Here is a 16,216-nt window from a genome sequence, read left to right as displayed (position 1 = left end):
TATGTAAGTCGTGCCATTGTTGAATTATCGTCAATACCATCTTTTGGTGAAATTTTCCACTTAGTTCAGTCTCAACCTGTTTCCTCAGATATTATCTTTGAGCAATTACAAAAGATGGGCTACTCAATTAAAAAAGTCCCTTATGAGCAATGGCACAATCAACTACTAGAAATTGCCAACCATTCACCAGAACATATTTTATATCCTCTCGTGTCGTTATTTACTCGCAATCAAACTAATAATCAAGTAAGATTACAATTTAGCGATCGCAATACCCAACAAGCATTAAATGGAGTGATATCACCTCCTATCATTGACGGGAATTTAATTCAGATTTACCTTAATTATCTGATAAAAGCTGGTTGGATGGAAGCACCTGCAATGGTTAAAGTTAAAAATTAAAAAATTTTTATATTAATTTACAATCACCAAAATCTAAAACCTGTTTTACTTAATATGTCACCTGAAACTATTTCTCCAAATGAACGCTATAGCGAATACGATGCCTGGGCATGGTTGTATAATGAAACAATGGGGCCACAGTATTCTCAAAATCAACTGCAACCCTTAGAAAAAATGCTCTTACCTCGACTTACTGAGAACGCGCAACTTCTAGATTTGTGTTGTGGTACGGGGCATTTAGTGCAAAGCTTAATTGAACGGGGCTATCAAGTAATGGGTGTTGATGGTTCAGAACAAATGTTAAATTATGCTCGTCAAAATTCCCCAGATGGTAAATTTTTGCTGGGAGATGCTCGTTATTTTGAATTACCGCCTGTTTTTGATGCTGTCTTTTCTACAAGCGCTTCTCTGAATCATATAATGACAATTCAGGAACTTCAGCAAGTTTTTCAAAGGGTGTATACTGCTCTTAAAGATGGCGGTTGGTTTCTCTTTGATATTAATCATCATGAACAAATGCAACGCTGGTGGAACGGTGAAATTGCTGAAGGAGAAATTGCCAACAAATATGCTTGGACGTTGACACCAAATTATAATTCGAGTAATAGCATCGGCTATTTTCAAGTCACAATGTTTCAAGCTACTTCCAAACCTTCATCATCACTACTACGGACAACTTGGCGCGGGTTATCTCCAATTTTAAATTTACAATTTTTATATCGCTGGCGTTTGAGATTACTATCAGCATTTCAAGCTCAAGAAAAAACTTGGAAACGCATGGATATGCGTTATCCCGTGCGGGGATATTATCCAGAAGAAATTAAAACTCTACTCCAAAAAGTTGGTTTTGTCGATATTGATATTCGTACCCTTGAAGACAGCACAACGATAGATAACAAACATTCAGCTTATTTCCTTTGTCGAAAACCTGCACATATAGCAGTCCTAAATGAATTATGAAATTCTCTGTTTCTTTTCTTGGCGCTCTTGGCGGCTTGGCGGTTCGATAGTTTTCACAACTCTTTTAAAAATCTAAAATCAAAAATCCCATGACAGCTATCCAAAAAGAAGCAAAAAATTTGCAGCAAGAGTATTTGCAAACATTCATCCAAAGATATACTCAGCGCACACAAACTTCTAAAAATCTAGCACAGCAATATCGTCCAGTACTGGCGGATAAAACTTCCATTGGGTTTAACTTTTCCCCAGAAATTAAAGAATTATGCTATCCCATTGCTGTAGAACGTTCTCATGGTTCTCGACTATGGGATATTGATGGCAATGAATACATCGATATTCTCATGGGATTAGGAATAAATTTATGTGGTCATAATCCATTATTTGTGCAAACTGCGATCGCAGAACAATTACAACGAGGAATGCATATCGGAGTGCAAAATACCTTAGCAGGTGAGGTAGCACAACTAATCAGCGATTTAACGGGCATGGAACGAGTTACTTTTAGTAACACAGGCACAGAAGCCGTAATGACTGCCGTCAGAATCGCCCGTGCAGCGACAAAACGCCAAAAAATTGCCATTTTCACCAATTCCTACCACGGACACTTTGATGCTGTACTGGTAAGGGCTACTAGAACAGAATATGTCAAAAAAGGCATCCGTCGAGTTATTGCTCACAAAGCTGAATCTGGTAGTTTTTTCGGAAAATTAGCACAACCAATTGAAGCGAATTTAGCAGCAAATCTTAATCCCAAAGCCGTACCAGCTGCTATAGGAATTCCTGCTAGTGCCGCTTATGATGTCTTAATTTTAGAGTATGGTAACGAGCGATCGCTAGACATCATCCGCAAACATCGCCATGAACTCGCCGCCGTTTTAGTGGAACCAGTGCAAAGCCGTCATCCAGAACTCCAGCCCCATGAATTTCTCCACCAACTGCGCCAAATTACCCAACAACTCGGCATAGTCCTAATTTTTGACGAAATGGTAACAGGCTTCCGCATTCATCCAGGAGGCGCACAAGCGTGGTTTGGCGTGCAAGCAGACATCGCCACCTACAGCAAAATTGTTGGTGGTGGCTTACCCCTTGCGGTAATTGCTGGTAAAACAAGTTATATGGACTACATCGACGGCGGACAATGGCGCTTTGGCGATGACTCCTCACCCCAAATACCAACCACCTTTTTTGCAGGTACATTTTGTAAACATCCCCTAGCCTTAGCCGCAGCCCGTGCCACTTTACAGCATCTGAAAACTCAGGGAATCCCATTGCATGAACAACTGAATCAACGTACCAGCAAACTTGTGAGCGATTTAAACACAGAGATGAAAAACGAGGGAATAGTAATTAAGTTTACCTCCTTTGGTTCCTTCTTTGCGATCGCAGCTTCCCAAAGCGCAATTCCTCCAACAGCTATGAATTTACTCTCCTATCACTTATTAGCAAAAGGTATCCATCTCCGCCAAGGAGACAAAGGCGGATTTCTCTCCACAGCACACACAGATACAGATATTAATGCCATCAAACAAGCATGGATTGAAAGCATTCAAGAACTCAAAACCGGAGGCTTCATGACTGATTAATATCATGTTCGCCTAAATAAAACTACCCCACCCGCCCTATCGGGCATCCTCCCCGATGCTTTGGGGAGGGGGAACGCGAGAATTATAGGCAATTTAACGAACATAATATAATTCCTAAAAACTCTCTTTGTGTTCTCTGCGCCTCTGCGGTAGCCTGCGGCAAGCCGCTTTGCGTCTACGTTTAAATATTGTTTCATCAAAAATAGAACTATGGCAACAATCGGAAAATATTGCAAAGCATACCTAGTCAAACAATTTCGTCAATATCCCCAATGGCGAGAACAAACAGAAAACATCCGCCCTCAAAAGGAGGTAGTCGATAATCGAGAACTCACCGACGAAGACATTCTTTACCTCCAAGAAAATTACATCGTCACAGATGGAATTTTTCAAGACGAAAACATCATTTTTGATGACATTACACCCGAATGGAAAGAATTTTGCCATCAAACCTTAAAATTTGAACTTCCCGTATACGAAACTGCTTAACCCCTCCCAACCTCCCCGATGCTTTAGGGAGATGCCGAAGGCGGTGGAGTGCATTTGTTGAATTTTGAATTCTTTACTAGGAGAAAATCATGAGTCAAAACGAACAAGAAGACACCACAATTTACCAAGTTGTAATCAACGAAGAAGAACAATATTCTATTTGGCCCGAATACCGAGAAATCCCCTATGGTTGGCGAGGAGTTGGCAAAAGTGGCTTAAAACACGAATGCCTAGAATACATCAAAGAAGTGTGGACTGATATGCGTCCTCTGAGCCTTCGCAAAACTATGGAAAAAGCCGCACAACAAACATAATTTCTACCAATTTTCTTACTTTCTGAATTACGAATTACGAATTGGTATTACCCATGTATCACGATACACCGTTACAACAATTAGAACTCCTAGTCCCGTAGGAATTACCACTTGAACGTCAATTGAGTCAATCCAATCAAATGAAGTTGACGAAAGCACTCACGGAACTACTGACAGCATTAGCTGAATCTAATGTTGAGCAAGGCATCGTGATACTAGAAACTGCAATGGCAGAACTAGAAATTTACGATACCTTTACCGCAGAGGTGACATCTACAAAGACAACACTGAAGTACTGGGAAATTGAAGATTTTGACAACTATTTTCGTGTTCGTCATGTGCAAACTCTCGAACCAGAAATTTGCCTAGTGCATGGGTTAATGGTTGCTTGTCAAGCCTTTTTGCGCTTGAATATAAAAGATTGTCTAGATATCAATCAACTCAATTTTCAGCGAGAAGGATTTAGAGCTAATGCTTATCTTTTTGGAAGGATTTTTCACCTAAGTTTGCAGCCATGAACAGCAGCAAAATCCCACCACAGGAAATCTGGAAAGGATTTCACTGGTCATTTTTTATCAATATTCAAGGTTTGATAATTTGTTTACGTCGCTTTGAAGTAGAACTGATAAAAGGAAATATCCAGCAAGCGCTCTTAGAGTTACAAACTGCCACAAAATTAATGCTGGCATCCGGTGCAGCGATGCAGTTAGCAGGTAGCATAAATCCCGAACTTTACGCAGCCGAAATTCGTCCTTCCATGATGCCACCTGAAGTCAAATCTCATGATTTTAGCGGTTTAATGTCCTGGGAACATGCAGTTTTAATCAAGCTTTGGAAACAGTTACGCCCTCACTTTTCTAACCTACCAATAGAACTACAACCACAACATCAAAACTTTGTCGATGCTTATCTCTATCTTGCTCATTCCCATCGCGCGGTTTGTCAAAAGTTTGGTGGTGAAGAAGCTGGTAGCCTACGATTTGAGCGTAGCTGCGCCGTGGATATCCTAGATACATTTACCCGCAGTCGCTATCAATTCTTGCATCCCGAATCTGAGAGATGAGGGAGATGAGGGAGATGAGGGAGATGAGGGAGATGAGGGAGATGAGGGAGATGAGGGAGATGAGGGAGATGAGGGAGATGAGGGAGATAGTAAATATTAAAAGGAGTTTAAACCAAACCAAACTTTTTCGCTCTCTTCTCTGTATCTAGAGCGTCTCTGCGTGAGATAAAAAAATTAAATCTATTCATCTAAAAATCACTGTAATCAAAAATATAAAATTCCTATGAATTCTTCCATAGATAACATTAATAACTCAACTTCATCTCAACGCATTTTGGCTGCTCTCAAAGATGCTCGGACTAAATTAGAAGCAGTTGAACTCGAAAAACAAGAACAAATCGCTATTATTGGTATAGCTGGACGCTTTCCCGGCGCTCGTAGTGTAGATGAATTTTGGCACAATATCAAAAATGGTATCCAGTCCATCAAGTTACTCACAAATGACGAATTACTGACAGCCGGAGTCAAGCTAGAAGAATTACAAAATCCTAATTATGTCCGCGCATACGCCAGCTTTCCCGGAATTGATGAGTTCGATGCCGCCTTTTTTGGCTATTCACCCAGAGAAGCCGAAATTCTTGATCCCCAGCATCGTCTATTTTTAGAATGTGCCTGGGAAGCTTTAGAAAATGCAGGCTACGATTCAGAACAATATCCAGGTGCGATCGCAGTTTATGCAGGTGCATCATTAAATAGTTATCTTGTCAACTTATACAGCAATCCCAACTACCATACCATCGATCCGGTGCAGGTGGTTATTAGTAATGTTATGGGTTTGATGCCTACCCGTGTATCTTACAAATTAAATCTCACTGGGCCAAGTTGTGGAGTGCAAACGGGTTGTTCCACATCTTTAGTAAGTGTCCATTTGGCCTGTCAAAGTTTGCTGCATCGAGAATGCGATATGGCATTGGCGGGTGGTGTGTCCCTTGGTTCTGGGGAAAAAACGGGTTATCTTTACAAAGAGGATGGTGTACTTTCACCAGATGGGTATTGCCGCGCCTTTGATGTCAACGCCAAGGGAACAGTTTTTGGTAATGGGCTGGGAATTGTCGTTCTCAAACGTTTACGGGATGCAATTAGCGATCACGATCATATTTATGCTATCATCAAAGGTACTGCGATTAATAATGATGGTTCCCAAAAAGTGGGTTTGACTGCACCTAGTGTAGCAGGACAAGCAAAGGCGATCGCCACTGCAATCTCTAAAGCCAAAATCGAACCAGAGACAATCCAATATATTGAAACCCACGGTACAGGAACAACTTTAGGCGATCCCATTGAAGTTGCCGCCTTGACGAAGGTATTTTCTCAACATACCAACAAAAAACAATTCTGTGCCATTGGCTCAGTAAAAACAAATATTGGTCATCTAGATGCAGCAGCGGGTGTGACAGGATTAATCAAAGTCGCATTAGCTCTCAAGCACGAGCAAATTCCCCCCAGTCTGAATTTTACCAGCCCTAATTCCCAAATTGACTTCGCCAATAGTCCATTTTTTGTCAATACCCAGTTGACATCCTGGGTAAATAATGGCGTACCGAGAAGGGCCGGAGTTAGTTCTTTTGGTATGGGTGGCACCAACGCCCACGCAATTTTAGAACAAGCACCAAAAGAAATTCAAAATTCAAAATACCCTACGGGTGTCTACAAAATTCAAAATAAAGATGAAATTGAACGTCCTCTGTATCTTCTCACTCTGAGTGCAAAAACCCCATCAGCCTTGGAGGTAGCCACAGCAAATCTCGCTACCTATTTACAACAATTTCCTGATACAGATATTGCTGATGTGGCATATACGCTGCAAACAGGACGACGCGCCTTTGAACATCGTCGGTGTTTGGTTTGTCAAACTGTGTCGGAAGCGGTGGAAATATTAACTACATCTGATTCTCCACAACTTTTAAGTCAATCACCAGGTGCGGCTCAAACTACCGTAGCTTTTCTGTTCCCAGGACAAGGAAGCCAATATGTGAATATGGGACAGGAGTTATACACAACCGAGGCAATTTTTCGAGCAGAAATCGATCGCTGTTGTGAATTACTCCTACCACACTTAGGCTTCGATTTACGAAATCTTCTCTACTCCCCTGCTCAATATCTCCCTCATCTCCCCCACTCCCCACTCCCCACTCCCCACTCCCCAAATTTATCCCAAACCGCCTACGCCCAACCCGCTTTATTTGTAGTCGAATATGCCCTAGCCAAACTCTGGATGTCATGGGGAATCCAGCCACGGGCAATGATTGGTCATAGTATTGGTGAATATGTCGCCGCCACATTAGCTGGTGTATTCACCTTAGCTGATGCCTTGATGCTAGTTGTGCAACGCGGACAACTGATGCAACAGTGTCCCCCAGGAGTGATGCTTTCTGTTTCCCTCGCCGCAGAGAAACTGCAACCGTTACTAACAGATGATTTGATAATTGCTGTTGACAACGCACCTCAATTATGCGTGGTGTCAGGAGAAGAAAAAGCGATCGCACTTTTAGAACAACGTTTAACAAGTCAAAATATTACCTATCGGCGGTTGCACACAAACCACGCTTTCCACTCACCGCTCATGGAAAAAGCGATCGCACCTTTTACGGAAATCTTACACAAGATTCAACTCCATCCACCGCAAATTCCTTTGATTTCTAACGTCACAGGTACTTGGATGACTGCGGCACAAGCTTGTGATCCCAACTATTGGGCAACCCATCTGCGTCAGCCAGTGCAGTTTACCGACGGAATTAGGCAACTGCAACAAACATCCCATCAGGTTTTTCTGGAAGTTGGTTTTGGTCAAACCTTAAGTACCTTAATTCGACAATTTCCCGATGCACCGCCTACTTTCGCATCTGGGCGACATCCCCAAGATATCAAATCTGATGTTGCCTTGATTTGCCAAACCTTGGGACAGCTTTGGCTTTCGGGCGTAGCCGTCAACTGGTCAGGATTCTATGCCCTACAACAACGGCAAAAACTGCCCTTGCCAACCTATCCCTTTGAGCGTCAGCGCTACTGGGTAGACCGACATCCATCACCAGAAGTCGCTCCCGTTTTGCCCCAAAAGCCCCAAAAGCAAGAGGATATGTCAAATTGGTTTTATTTGCCCTCTTGGCAGCGATCGCCTCTTCTGCGTCCTTCTCAGATACCAACAAAACAACGATATTTAGTGTTTTGTCATCCTGACAGTATTGGTGAGCAATTAGTGCAGCGTCTTGAGAAAGCTGGACAGCAAGTAATTACTGTGACACCAGGAGCAGAATTTACTCAAGATGGCGACGTTTACACCATTGCGCCTAATAACCCAAAAGATTATAAAACACTCTGGCAGCAATTACAAACAGCCGAAACATTACCTGATGCGATCGCACATTTGTGGACTATCACCAATTCTGTAGCAAATGATAGCTTTGAGCAAAGACAAACCCTCGGTTTTTACAGTTTACTCTGGCTGACTCAGGCATTATCTTCATCATCCCAGCCTCTAAGAATCTATGTACTGACTCAGCAGGTGCAGAATGTTCTCTTAACTGAAACCCTCAATCCCGCAGACGCGACAATTCTCGGTCTTTGCAAAGTAATTCCCCAAGAATACCCGAATCTAATTTGCCAAAATATTGATTTATCACTTCCTATCACCAATTTTGAGCAACTAGTAGCGGAATTAACCATAAATAACACCCCACCCTTACCAAGGGGAGGGCTGGGGAGGGGTAACTATTTCATTGCTTATCGGGGTAAAACTCGCTGGATACAAGAATTCCAGCCAATTCCTTTACCTGCTCCTGAGTCTTCCCAAATACCCCTAATTGAAGGTGGCGTGTATGCGATCGCTGGGGATTTGGTGGATGGTTTGGGGTTAATTTATGCCCGGTTCCTGGTGCAAACAGTGAACGCTAAATTAATACTTTTGGGACGGTCAGATTTGCCACAACCTGCCCAATGGGATACTTGGCTGGCTTCCCACGGTCGCCAAAATCCCGTTAGCTACTGTATTCAACAGTTGCAAGCTTTACAAAGTACAGGATGTGAATTGCTGTTTTATAGCCTTGACTTAGCAGATATTACCCAAGTGCAAACTGCTATTACCGAAGCTACAAGCCGATTTGGAGCGATTAACGGAGTAATTCATGCTGCGGCTATGGGCGATCGCGCCAGTTGTTTAATTCGTAACCTCGATACCAAAGAATGCGATCGACAATTCCATACAAAAATACATGGTTTATTAGCATTAGAAAAAGTTCTCCAGAATCAACCTTTAGACTTTTTCCTCTTGCAATCTTCTCTGTCTGCGGTTGTTGGTGGAATTGGCTTTGCTGCTTACGCTGGGGCAAACTTGTTTATGGATGCTTTAGCACAGCAACGCAGTCAAAACAGCGATACACCTTGGATTAGTATCAACTGGGATGCAGTACGTTTTGATGAAACTGCCATACTCACAGGTGCTGCACTTGTCGATTTGGCTATGACTCCCCAGGAAGTTTGGCAAGTGACTGAGCGCATTCTAGCCCAACCCGTGGCTTTCCAAGTTACTGTTTCTCCTGTAGATATCCAGTCGCGTCTCATCCAACCTGAAGTAATTTCGGATACTACATCCACTGATAACAACCACGCCCGCCCTAACATTTCTACCACTTACGTTGCCCCTAGTAACTACATTGAAAGCAGAGTTGCTCAATTAATGGAAAACTTATTGGGTATTGCTCCCATCGGCATTCACGATAACTTCTTTGAGTTGGGTGGACATTCATTGCTAGCAATTCAGGCGGTTTCTCAGCTACGAGAAGAATTTCAAGTAGAACTGCCGATGCGGCAATTTTTATTTGAATCACCAACCGTTGCAGGTATAGCCAAAATTATTATCGAAAACCAAACACCAACACTAGATGATCCAGAAGCGATCGCAGCATTACTAGATCAAGTAGAACAAACGTAAGGATTCAGGTCTAAGAGGGTGTTTATAGAAAGCGGCGGGAAACTCCAGAGAGCAAGTGGCGTGCGTAGGGTCATTGGTGTCAACTTAACGTAAAAGCTTAGTCTGATAAGCATTTCAAAATTTTTCAATGTACCACCTAGATTTTAGATCCCCCCTAACCCCCCGATAAATTGGGGGGAATTAGAATCGAGTGCCCCCTTGTCAAGGGGGTTGAGGGATCTAAAACTACGGAAAATTGAGTGTTTGGGCTTAAGTTGACACCTATGGCGTAGGGTGCGCCCCGCCGATCAAGGGCATTGGGCATTGGAAACTTCTTCCCCATGCCCAAAAACTCCATCCCGCAAGTGGCGTGGAGTTTTTTATTTTAATTTGCTTGCTGTAACTAAGTACAACTTTGCGTAAAATCGTAGCGTTTTTAATGCAAGGGGACGCATTGGCATTGTCAGCCGATGCATTGGTATTGTTACCCGATGCATTGGTATTGTTACCCGATGCATTGGTATTGTTACCCGATGCATTGGTATTGTTACCCGATGCATTGGCATTGTTACCCGATGCATTGGCATTGCAGGGTATTGCCAAAATTAATTCGCTACGAATTAATGAAATGCTGTACTAAGTTGCAAGTTCTGACATTAATTTAGGGATTGTGAGTGGCGATGGCATTATCTAGAATCCATAGATAGTGTTTTTTGTCAATGCGTAAGTCTTAGGTTACACTACCGACATAGTAATCACTGTTGGTGGAATACCGGGCGATGTTTAGAAATGCTAAAAGATTGACTGCTATTTTTCTGTTGGTTTTTCTGTTGATTGTTTCTATCAACTTTCCAGTAATTGCTCAAAATAGTTCAGATGGCCCATCTGGAAATTTTGCGCCTCAGCTATGTTCAGTGCCTCCTAAACTGAAAACTCAACAAGTCATTGCCGACAATGGTCGTAACGAAGTTAAAATGGGCGATCGCATCAGGGTAAAAGTTGAAGGATTATCAGCAGCGACCAGAGATGCAACAGCTAATGCCACCAATTCATTTGATCCTCGACAATTAGTCTTGTACCTAGATGGCTATGAACTAGAGGATGTCCACGGAGAACCAGTCATCGTCAAGGGTCTGGGTAAAGATCAAAGGACAGTTCTTGAGGATGATTGGTTAGCCTTTCGACTTGAACGCACCGACTCGTCTCAAGCTGCATGGAATGCCCTTCTTAGTACAGGAAGCAGATACAGTATTAACGTGATAGTGGGAGTAGGCTGTCCCAAAAAGCTTGCAATTCCGGTGAGCGATGGTTTCCCACCTCCTCAATTAACAATAGTTCTGTTTTCGTGGCGATTTTGGCTGTGTCTGCTTCTACTTGTGGCTGTTGTATTAATGTTCATTAGGTATTGCCGAAACACTCTTCGTAGCTCTGGAATAGAAGGGGTTTACTCTCAAAGAGAGGTGATTGGTGGACAGGAACTGTTGCTCACAGAAAAGGCTGCTCTTAAAAATGAATATCGTCAAAGCCGAATTGCTCAAATTTTTCTTGGCAGAAAAAAATTGAACAGAAACCCATTCAGTCTATCGATATCTCAACTTGCTTTTTGGACATTTCTAATTTTTGGTGCTTACCTGATTATCTACGGCATAACAGGAGATTATACCAATATTTTGACACAACAATCACTAATATTATTGGGAATCAATTCTGTAACTGCATTTGGTACTTCGTTAATTGATGGGCAGGGGAATGAGAAGAAGAGAAAAGGTAGTCAACGCGTTTCTGAAGGTTTTTTCTACGATATATTATCGGATATTAATGGAGTCAACTTTCATCGGTTCCAAACATTTATTTGGACAGTTGCGATCGGACTTTTCTTTGTTTGGGAAGTCCTTAAAAATCTGGCAATGCCGGAATTTGATGAAACACTCCTTACACTACAAGGAATTAGTGCCGCAACATATCTTGGGCTTAGAGGGCAAGAGCAGCATGGTATGATAAAAGAGCCAGAATTTACATCCACAGAAAATAATTCATCTGAACAACCGCTTCCACCAGAACAAGCCAATCCACCAGAGAGCGATTCATCGATTCCTGCTGGCTAAATCCTAAAAAGTCAAATACAGATAATCGGTTTAGGCGATCGCTAATTAAAATATCAGGATCAACTAGATTTGCAATCATACTTTGTATGCTAGTTCTGCACGCACTTTCAGATTTCATCGACTGCGATTTTGCGATAAGTGGCTCATCTCCTAGTTATTGGTACGAGGGGCGTTGTCTCCAAAGTGGCAATCACCTAAAATTACCCCGCACCTCAATATCTGAAGCGATCGCTCACGGACTCATGCAACAACTTGCCAAAAATGACTGTTATTCTCGTGAAGGCAAGATGTATGGAATACTATTAGTTGAACTGGCTAATGGCGAACAAAGGGTACTCAAAGCCTTCTCCGGTCTTTTGAATGGTTGCAGTGTGGTTGAGGGCTGGGTTCCACCAATTCTAGGACGAGATGAAGTTGCTTTGGAGGAAGCCCGCACTTTAGCACAGTTGGACGCGATTAAGCAAGAACTCTTTACCTTAAAGCAACTAACCGAACGCCAGCAGTATGAAATCCTCTTTGATGAATTTGAGCAACAATTGCAAGCAATGAGCGATCGCCATCGCCATTGCAAACATCAACGACAGGAAAAACGTCAGCAAATCTGTAATACACTCACTCCTGAAACACTCACTATTGCCCTTGAACAACTCGACGAAGAGAGTCGTCAGCAGGGAATTGAGCGGCGACAACTTAAACGCCAGCAAAATGCAGTATTACAGCCCCTTCAGGAGTTAATTGCAGCAACGGATGCGCGAATTAGCGAACTGAAACAACAGCGTAAAGCACTATCCCGTCAACTCCAAGCCCAGATGCACGCTACCTACAGCCTGACTAATTTTTCTGGGCGATCGCTATCATTACAGCAATTGATGCCAGGAGGTTCGCCCACTGGCACAGGAGACTGTTGTGCCCCAAAACTGCTCCATTATGCGGCAACACATAATCTCAAACCATTGGCAATGGCAGAATTTTGGTGGGGTGCGTCTTCCGTAAATCAAGATAAAATCCAGGGAAAATTTTATGGAGCATGTGCCGAGCGATGTCAGCCATTGATAGGGTTTTTGCTCTCAGGGTTAAGACCTAACCCCCCAGCCCCCTTCCCTCGCAGGGAAGGGGGAGTAAGAAGCCCCTCCCCTATCAGGGGAGGGGTTTGGGGAGAGGTCACTTTATCGATTATTTATGAAGACGAATGGCTGATTGCTGTGAACAAACCTGCTGGATTACTTTCGATGCCTGGTCGTTATAGCGATCGCCAAGATAGTGTCTTGAGTCGCTTACGTCATCTGTTACCGGATGAGATGACGCTTGCATCTGTGCATCGCCTAGATCAGGAAACATCTGGGATTTTGTTGTTAGCACGCGATCGTCAAACCCATCGGCAAATTAGCCAGCAGTTTCAGCAACGCCAGGTTTACAAGGTTTATGAAGCGATACTTTCCGGTGCTGTGACAGTTGAGCGAGGTAAAATTGAACTGCCACTGTGGGGAGATCCTGAAAATCGTCCTTATCAAAAAGTTGATTGGCAGCACGGGAAACCCAGCTTGACACACTTCCAGGTAATTGCGAGAGAACAAGATTACACCCGTGTAGAATTTACGCCGCTTACAGGGCGCACTCATCAATTAAGGGTTCATGCAGCTGATGCACGAGGACTTGGGGTAACTATTTTAGGCGATCGCCTTTATGGATGCTGTGCAGTTACCACTCGCTTACATCTGCACGCTAGGGAACTTCGCTTCGAGCATCCGCAGTCAGAAAAAACCCTGCATTTACAAACAATTACACCCTTTTGACGCTCAACGAAGAGGCAGGGGGAAGAGGACTTGGAGACAAGAGAATTGGGGATAAGGGGAAAGACTTGTTGCAAGTACTCATACCATTTCACGAAATTAGGACTTACGCACTGTACAAATTCATTGTGATGTGCATTAACGATGCTCCCGGAAGTTTTCAGGCTTTTCTTAATTATCCTGCGATCGTCAATAGACCATGCTGTAGGGGCACGAGCCAGCTCATACGTGTCAACTTAACGTAAAAGCTATGTCCCGCAAGGAACTTCAGTTCCTTGCTAATAGCGAAAGTCTTCTTTTGATGACTAAATATAGCCAAAAATCTTTAGTCTACTTCAGTAGACTTTAGCTATTAGCCTTGAACTTTAGTTCTAGGCGGGTGAGTCAGCCAACAGTTAAGCCATTTCTAGCTTAAGTTGACACCAATGAGCATTGCTGTGCCCTTACGAAAGATGTGGTTTTTAAACTTCTCCATATATGGTATTTCTTGTCAATGCGTAAGTCCTAGCCTATTGCTTTTTAAATTTGTATGTGATAATTTCTGCTTGTAGTTCATTAAACGGTTTTTCGACCAACTTACCGTACTTAAAAAAATTGATATCACAGCTAAGTACAGTTTTGCGTAAAAGCGTAGCGTTTTTAATGCAGGGGAACGCATTAACAATGTAAGCCGATGCATTAACAAGGCGGACACCGCATTAACAATGTAAGCCGATGCATTAACAAGGCGGACACCGCATTAACAATGCAAGCCGACACATTGGCATTGCAGAGTATTGCCAAATTTAATACGTTACGAATTAATATATCTCTTGCAAAAGTCCCAAAATCAGGAATGTCATTCTGAGCAGAACGCAGTGGAGAGAAGAATCTCACCAGATGTTTCGCTTTGCTTAATATAACAATTTAAGCATTTATGCAAGAGGTCTAATGAAATACTGTACTAAGAGACTTCCCAATAAAAATATCCAAGGAAATCCCTAATGAGCGGTAAAGATAAGAGTGCTATAGTTTACCTCTAGACTCTCATTCTGATCTTTTTTATTAAATAACGAACCGCTCCAGGCACAGAGAAGCCAGTGCGCCCTTGGGGTTCCTTGACTTATTCGCTCTTAGCGTTAAGCCAGGGTAGCAACTGGCGCGACATAGAGAGAAAGATTCTAAAACTTGGTTTACTAAGCATTGTTGACTTGACAGCGACAGAGCATTAGTGCTGATAGTGTTGCCAAAATCCAAAAGACTGCTGACTGGATGCTGGAGCAAAAGATTCTACTGAAAAGGATAGATGTTGCTGCTACTATTTGTCCCACAATTCAAAATTATATGACCAAAGTATTCATTCTTGATGCCAACCAACAACCGTTATATCCAGTACGCATCAGCCGTGCTAGGCTGCTATTGTCACAAGGTAAAGCTACCGTATTTCAGCGATATCCCTTTACTATAATTCTGAAGGAGTCCCTTTCCCATCTAAAACTTGAGCAACTTGGCTTCAAGATTCACCCTGGCATTAAAATAATTCGTAATTCGTAATTAGTTAATCTTAGTCGCCTCCCAAACGGAGGAATATAGATGACAAACCACACCATTTTAGAACCATTGCCAGAAGACCAATGGTTTATTGAGAGCCGGGAACTACGATCCTTTGTAGCAAGAGTGCGTGAAATTAGCGCTAGTACTGTTGACGATCGCACCCAAACTCTCGCTAGATTAGAACCCTATTTTGAAGAACTGCTTGCTCAACAGGAATGGCTACCCCAAAAGTTTGCCCAAGTCAATCCCGAAAGCAGGATGGGCGGCGGTATTGGTCAGTGGCTACTTTATCGCGCCAAAGACCGTTCACTGTCAATATTCAGTTTGGTGATTCCCCCAGGTTCAACGACTCCCATCCACGACCATTTAGCCTGGGGATTGATTGGTTTATACAAAGGCAATCAAGAAGAAACAGTCTATCGCCGTGTAGATAACGGCGATGCCCAAGGACACGCACAATTACAAATAACTGAAGTGCGTAGACTTCAAACAGGAGATATTTACCGCCTGTTACCCCCAGATGGTGATATCCACGCCGTCAAAACTACATCCCAGAGCGCATCTGTATCCATCCATATTCTGGGTAATGATACTGGTTGCATCTTGCGTCACCAGTTCATCCCAGAATCTCACAGCGTCAAATCCTTTCGCTCTGGATATTCCAACGCTCCTTGTCAAGAGGAAGAGGAAAAAGAACATGCCCTACGCTAGACCACAACCCCCCGTATTCGAGCGAGTTGAAGACGAACGTCTGCACCGCAAACAACGCCTAGCTGCTGCCTTTCGCCTGTTTGGTAAATTTGGTTTCAGCGAGGGAATCGCAGGTCATATTACGGCTCGTGACCCAGAGTTTACAGACCATTTCTGGGTCAATCCATTAGGTACATACTTCGGTCATATCCGAGTTTCTGACCTGCTGTTAGTTAACAGAGAAGGTGAGGTAGTTAAAGGTGATGCTGAAGTGAATCGAGCTGCTTTCGCCATCCATTCTCAGATTCATGAAGTTCGGCCTGATGTGATCGCGGCGGCTCACGCCCATTCACTTTATGGTAAAGCTTGGTCTAGTTTAGG

Annotated in this window: 15 protein-coding genes and 1 pseudogene; 15 read left to right on the top strand and 1 reads right to left on the bottom strand. The window is 43.0% G+C overall.

Features of this window, described 5'->3' with window-relative positions; genetic code table 11:
- The 9 genes and pseudogenes from LC574_RS03250 to LC574_RS03210 form a co-directional block, all read left to right on the top strand.
- Window positions 1-402, top strand: a pseudogene (locus LC574_RS03250) (oxidoreductase); the annotation flags it as partial.
- Window positions 403-456: 54 nt separating this feature from the next.
- Window positions 457-1,362 carry a trans-aconitate 2-methyltransferase gene (locus LC574_RS03245; protein ID WP_229451489.1) on the top strand — a complete coding sequence of 302 codons (906 nt, stop codon included), beginning with the start codon at window positions 457-459 and terminating at the stop codon, window positions 1,360-1,362.
- Window positions 1,363-1,451: 89 nt separating this feature from the next.
- Window positions 1,452-2,945, top strand: a complete 1,494-nt coding sequence (locus LC574_RS03240) for an aspartate aminotransferase family protein (RefSeq protein ID WP_229451488.1) — start codon at window positions 1,452-1,454, stop codon at window positions 2,943-2,945.
- 210 nt (window positions 2,946-3,155) lie between these two features.
- Entirely contained in the window at window positions 3,156-3,434 is a 279-nt protein-coding gene (locus tag LC574_RS03235) for a hypothetical protein (protein WP_229451487.1), read from the top strand.
- An 89-nt stretch (window positions 3,435-3,523) separates the two neighbouring features.
- Complete coding sequence (locus tag LC574_RS03230; RefSeq protein ID WP_229451486.1) at window positions 3,524-3,748, top strand: MbtH family NRPS accessory protein; 225 nt, start codon at window positions 3,524-3,526, stop codon at window positions 3,746-3,748.
- Between the two features lie 140 nt (window positions 3,749-3,888).
- The gene (locus LC574_RS03225) at window positions 3,889-4,266 is read left to right on the top strand and encodes a hypothetical protein (RefSeq protein WP_229451485.1); all 378 of its coding nucleotides are present in this window, start codon (window positions 3,889-3,891) and stop codon (window positions 4,264-4,266) included.
- Window positions 4,263-4,811 carry a siderophore biosynthesis protein gene (locus LC574_RS03220; protein ID WP_229451484.1) on the top strand — a complete coding sequence of 183 codons (549 nt, stop codon included), beginning with the start codon at window positions 4,263-4,265 and terminating at the stop codon, window positions 4,809-4,811. Before LC574_RS03225 ends, LC574_RS03220 begins: the two co-directional genes overlap by 4 nt.
- The gene (locus LC574_RS03215) at window positions 4,808-4,960 is read left to right on the top strand and encodes a hypothetical protein (RefSeq protein WP_229451483.1); all 153 of its coding nucleotides are present in this window, start codon (window positions 4,808-4,810) and stop codon (window positions 4,958-4,960) included. The genes LC574_RS03220 and LC574_RS03215 overlap by 4 nt, the downstream gene beginning before the upstream one ends.
- A 74-nt stretch (window positions 4,961-5,034) precedes the next feature.
- Window positions 5,035-9,738, top strand: a complete 4,704-nt coding sequence (locus LC574_RS03210; protein WP_229451482.1) for a type I polyketide synthase — start codon at window positions 5,035-5,037, stop codon at window positions 9,736-9,738.
- A gap of 154 nt (window positions 9,739-9,892) precedes the next feature.
- Here the strand turns inward: LC574_RS03210 and LC574_RS03205 are convergent, their stop codons facing one another.
- On the bottom strand, window positions 9,893-10,060 hold the full coding sequence (locus LC574_RS03205; RefSeq protein WP_229451481.1) for a hypothetical protein: 168 nt from the start codon (window positions 10,058-10,060) through the stop codon (window positions 9,893-9,895).
- Between the two features lie 96 nt (window positions 10,061-10,156).
- Here LC574_RS03205 and LC574_RS03200 point away from each other — a divergent pair, with 96 nt between their 5' ends.
- From LC574_RS03200 to LC574_RS03175, 6 genes are all read left to right on the top strand, one after another.
- Window positions 10,157-10,357: a hypothetical protein gene (locus tag LC574_RS03200; RefSeq protein ID WP_229451480.1), complete on the top strand. Its 201-nt coding sequence runs from the start codon at window positions 10,157-10,159 to the stop codon at window positions 10,355-10,357.
- 160 nt (window positions 10,358-10,517) lie between these two features.
- Window positions 10,518-11,822, top strand: coding sequence for a hypothetical protein (locus tag LC574_RS03195; protein ID WP_229451479.1), 1,305 nt, complete (start codon window positions 10,518-10,520; stop codon window positions 11,820-11,822).
- A gap of 86 nt (window positions 11,823-11,908) precedes the next feature.
- Window positions 11,909-13,615 carry an RluA family pseudouridine synthase gene (locus LC574_RS03190; protein ID WP_229451478.1) on the top strand — a complete coding sequence of 569 codons (1,707 nt, stop codon included), beginning with the start codon at window positions 11,909-11,911 and terminating at the stop codon, window positions 13,613-13,615.
- Between the two features lie 1,320 nt (window positions 13,616-14,935).
- The gene (locus LC574_RS03185) at window positions 14,936-15,145 is read left to right on the top strand and encodes an RRXRR domain-containing protein (RefSeq protein ID WP_118170054.1); all 210 of its coding nucleotides are present in this window, start codon (window positions 14,936-14,938) and stop codon (window positions 15,143-15,145) included.
- Window positions 15,146-15,184: 39 nt separating this feature from the next.
- Window positions 15,185-15,856 carry a cysteine dioxygenase family protein gene (locus tag LC574_RS03180; protein ID WP_229451477.1) on the top strand — a complete coding sequence of 224 codons (672 nt, stop codon included), beginning with the start codon at window positions 15,185-15,187 and terminating at the stop codon, window positions 15,854-15,856.
- Window positions 15,843-16,216, top strand: a 374-nt coding sequence (locus LC574_RS03175) for a class II aldolase/adducin family protein (RefSeq protein ID WP_229451476.1), incomplete at its 3' end; no start/stop codon positions are given. The genes LC574_RS03180 and LC574_RS03175, both read left to right, overlap by 14 nt.

Source organism: Nostoc sp. CHAB 5715, from assembly GCF_020829685.1.
GTDB lineage: Bacteria > Cyanobacteriota > Cyanobacteriia > Cyanobacteriales > Nostocaceae > Nostoc.
Note: the sequence above shows the minus strand (reverse complement) of the source record. Positions and strands in the feature narration are given on the sequence as shown.

Excerpts from the sequence above, each read along its gene's own strand:
- LC574_RS03205 (WP_229451481.1), bottom strand. The coding sequence starts at position 10,060 with ATGGGGAAGAAGTTTCCAATGCCCAATGCCCTTGATCGGCGGGGCGCA.
- LC574_RS03240 (WP_229451488.1), top strand. The coding sequence starts at position 1,452 with ATGACAGCTATCCAAAAAGAAGCAAAAAATTTGCAGCAAGAGTATTTG.
- LC574_RS03200 (WP_229451480.1), top strand. The coding sequence starts at position 10,157 with ATGCAAGGGGACGCATTGGCATTGTCAGCCGATGCATTGGTATTGTTA.
- LC574_RS03180 (WP_229451477.1), top strand. The coding sequence starts at position 15,185 with ATGACAAACCACACCATTTTAGAACCATTGCCAGAAGACCAATGGTTT.
- LC574_RS03220 (WP_229451484.1), top strand. The coding sequence starts at position 4,263 with ATGAACAGCAGCAAAATCCCACCACAGGAAATCTGGAAAGGATTTCAC.
- LC574_RS03185 (WP_118170054.1), top strand. The coding sequence starts at position 14,936 with ATGACCAAAGTATTCATTCTTGATGCCAACCAACAACCGTTATATCCA.
- LC574_RS03230 (WP_229451486.1), top strand. The coding sequence starts at position 3,524 with ATGAGTCAAAACGAACAAGAAGACACCACAATTTACCAAGTTGTAATC.
- LC574_RS03215 (WP_229451483.1), top strand. The coding sequence starts at position 4,808 with ATGAGGGAGATGAGGGAGATGAGGGAGATGAGGGAGATGAGGGAGATG.
- LC574_RS03210 (WP_229451482.1), top strand. The coding sequence starts at position 5,035 with ATGAATTCTTCCATAGATAACATTAATAACTCAACTTCATCTCAACGC.
- LC574_RS03245 (WP_229451489.1), top strand. The coding sequence starts at position 457 with ATGTCACCTGAAACTATTTCTCCAAATGAACGCTATAGCGAATACGAT.
- LC574_RS03235 (WP_229451487.1), top strand. The coding sequence starts at position 3,156 with ATGGCAACAATCGGAAAATATTGCAAAGCATACCTAGTCAAACAATTT.
- LC574_RS03225 (WP_229451485.1), top strand. The coding sequence starts at position 3,889 with ATGAAGTTGACGAAAGCACTCACGGAACTACTGACAGCATTAGCTGAA.
- LC574_RS03190 (WP_229451478.1), top strand. The coding sequence starts at position 11,909 with ATGCTAGTTCTGCACGCACTTTCAGATTTCATCGACTGCGATTTTGCG.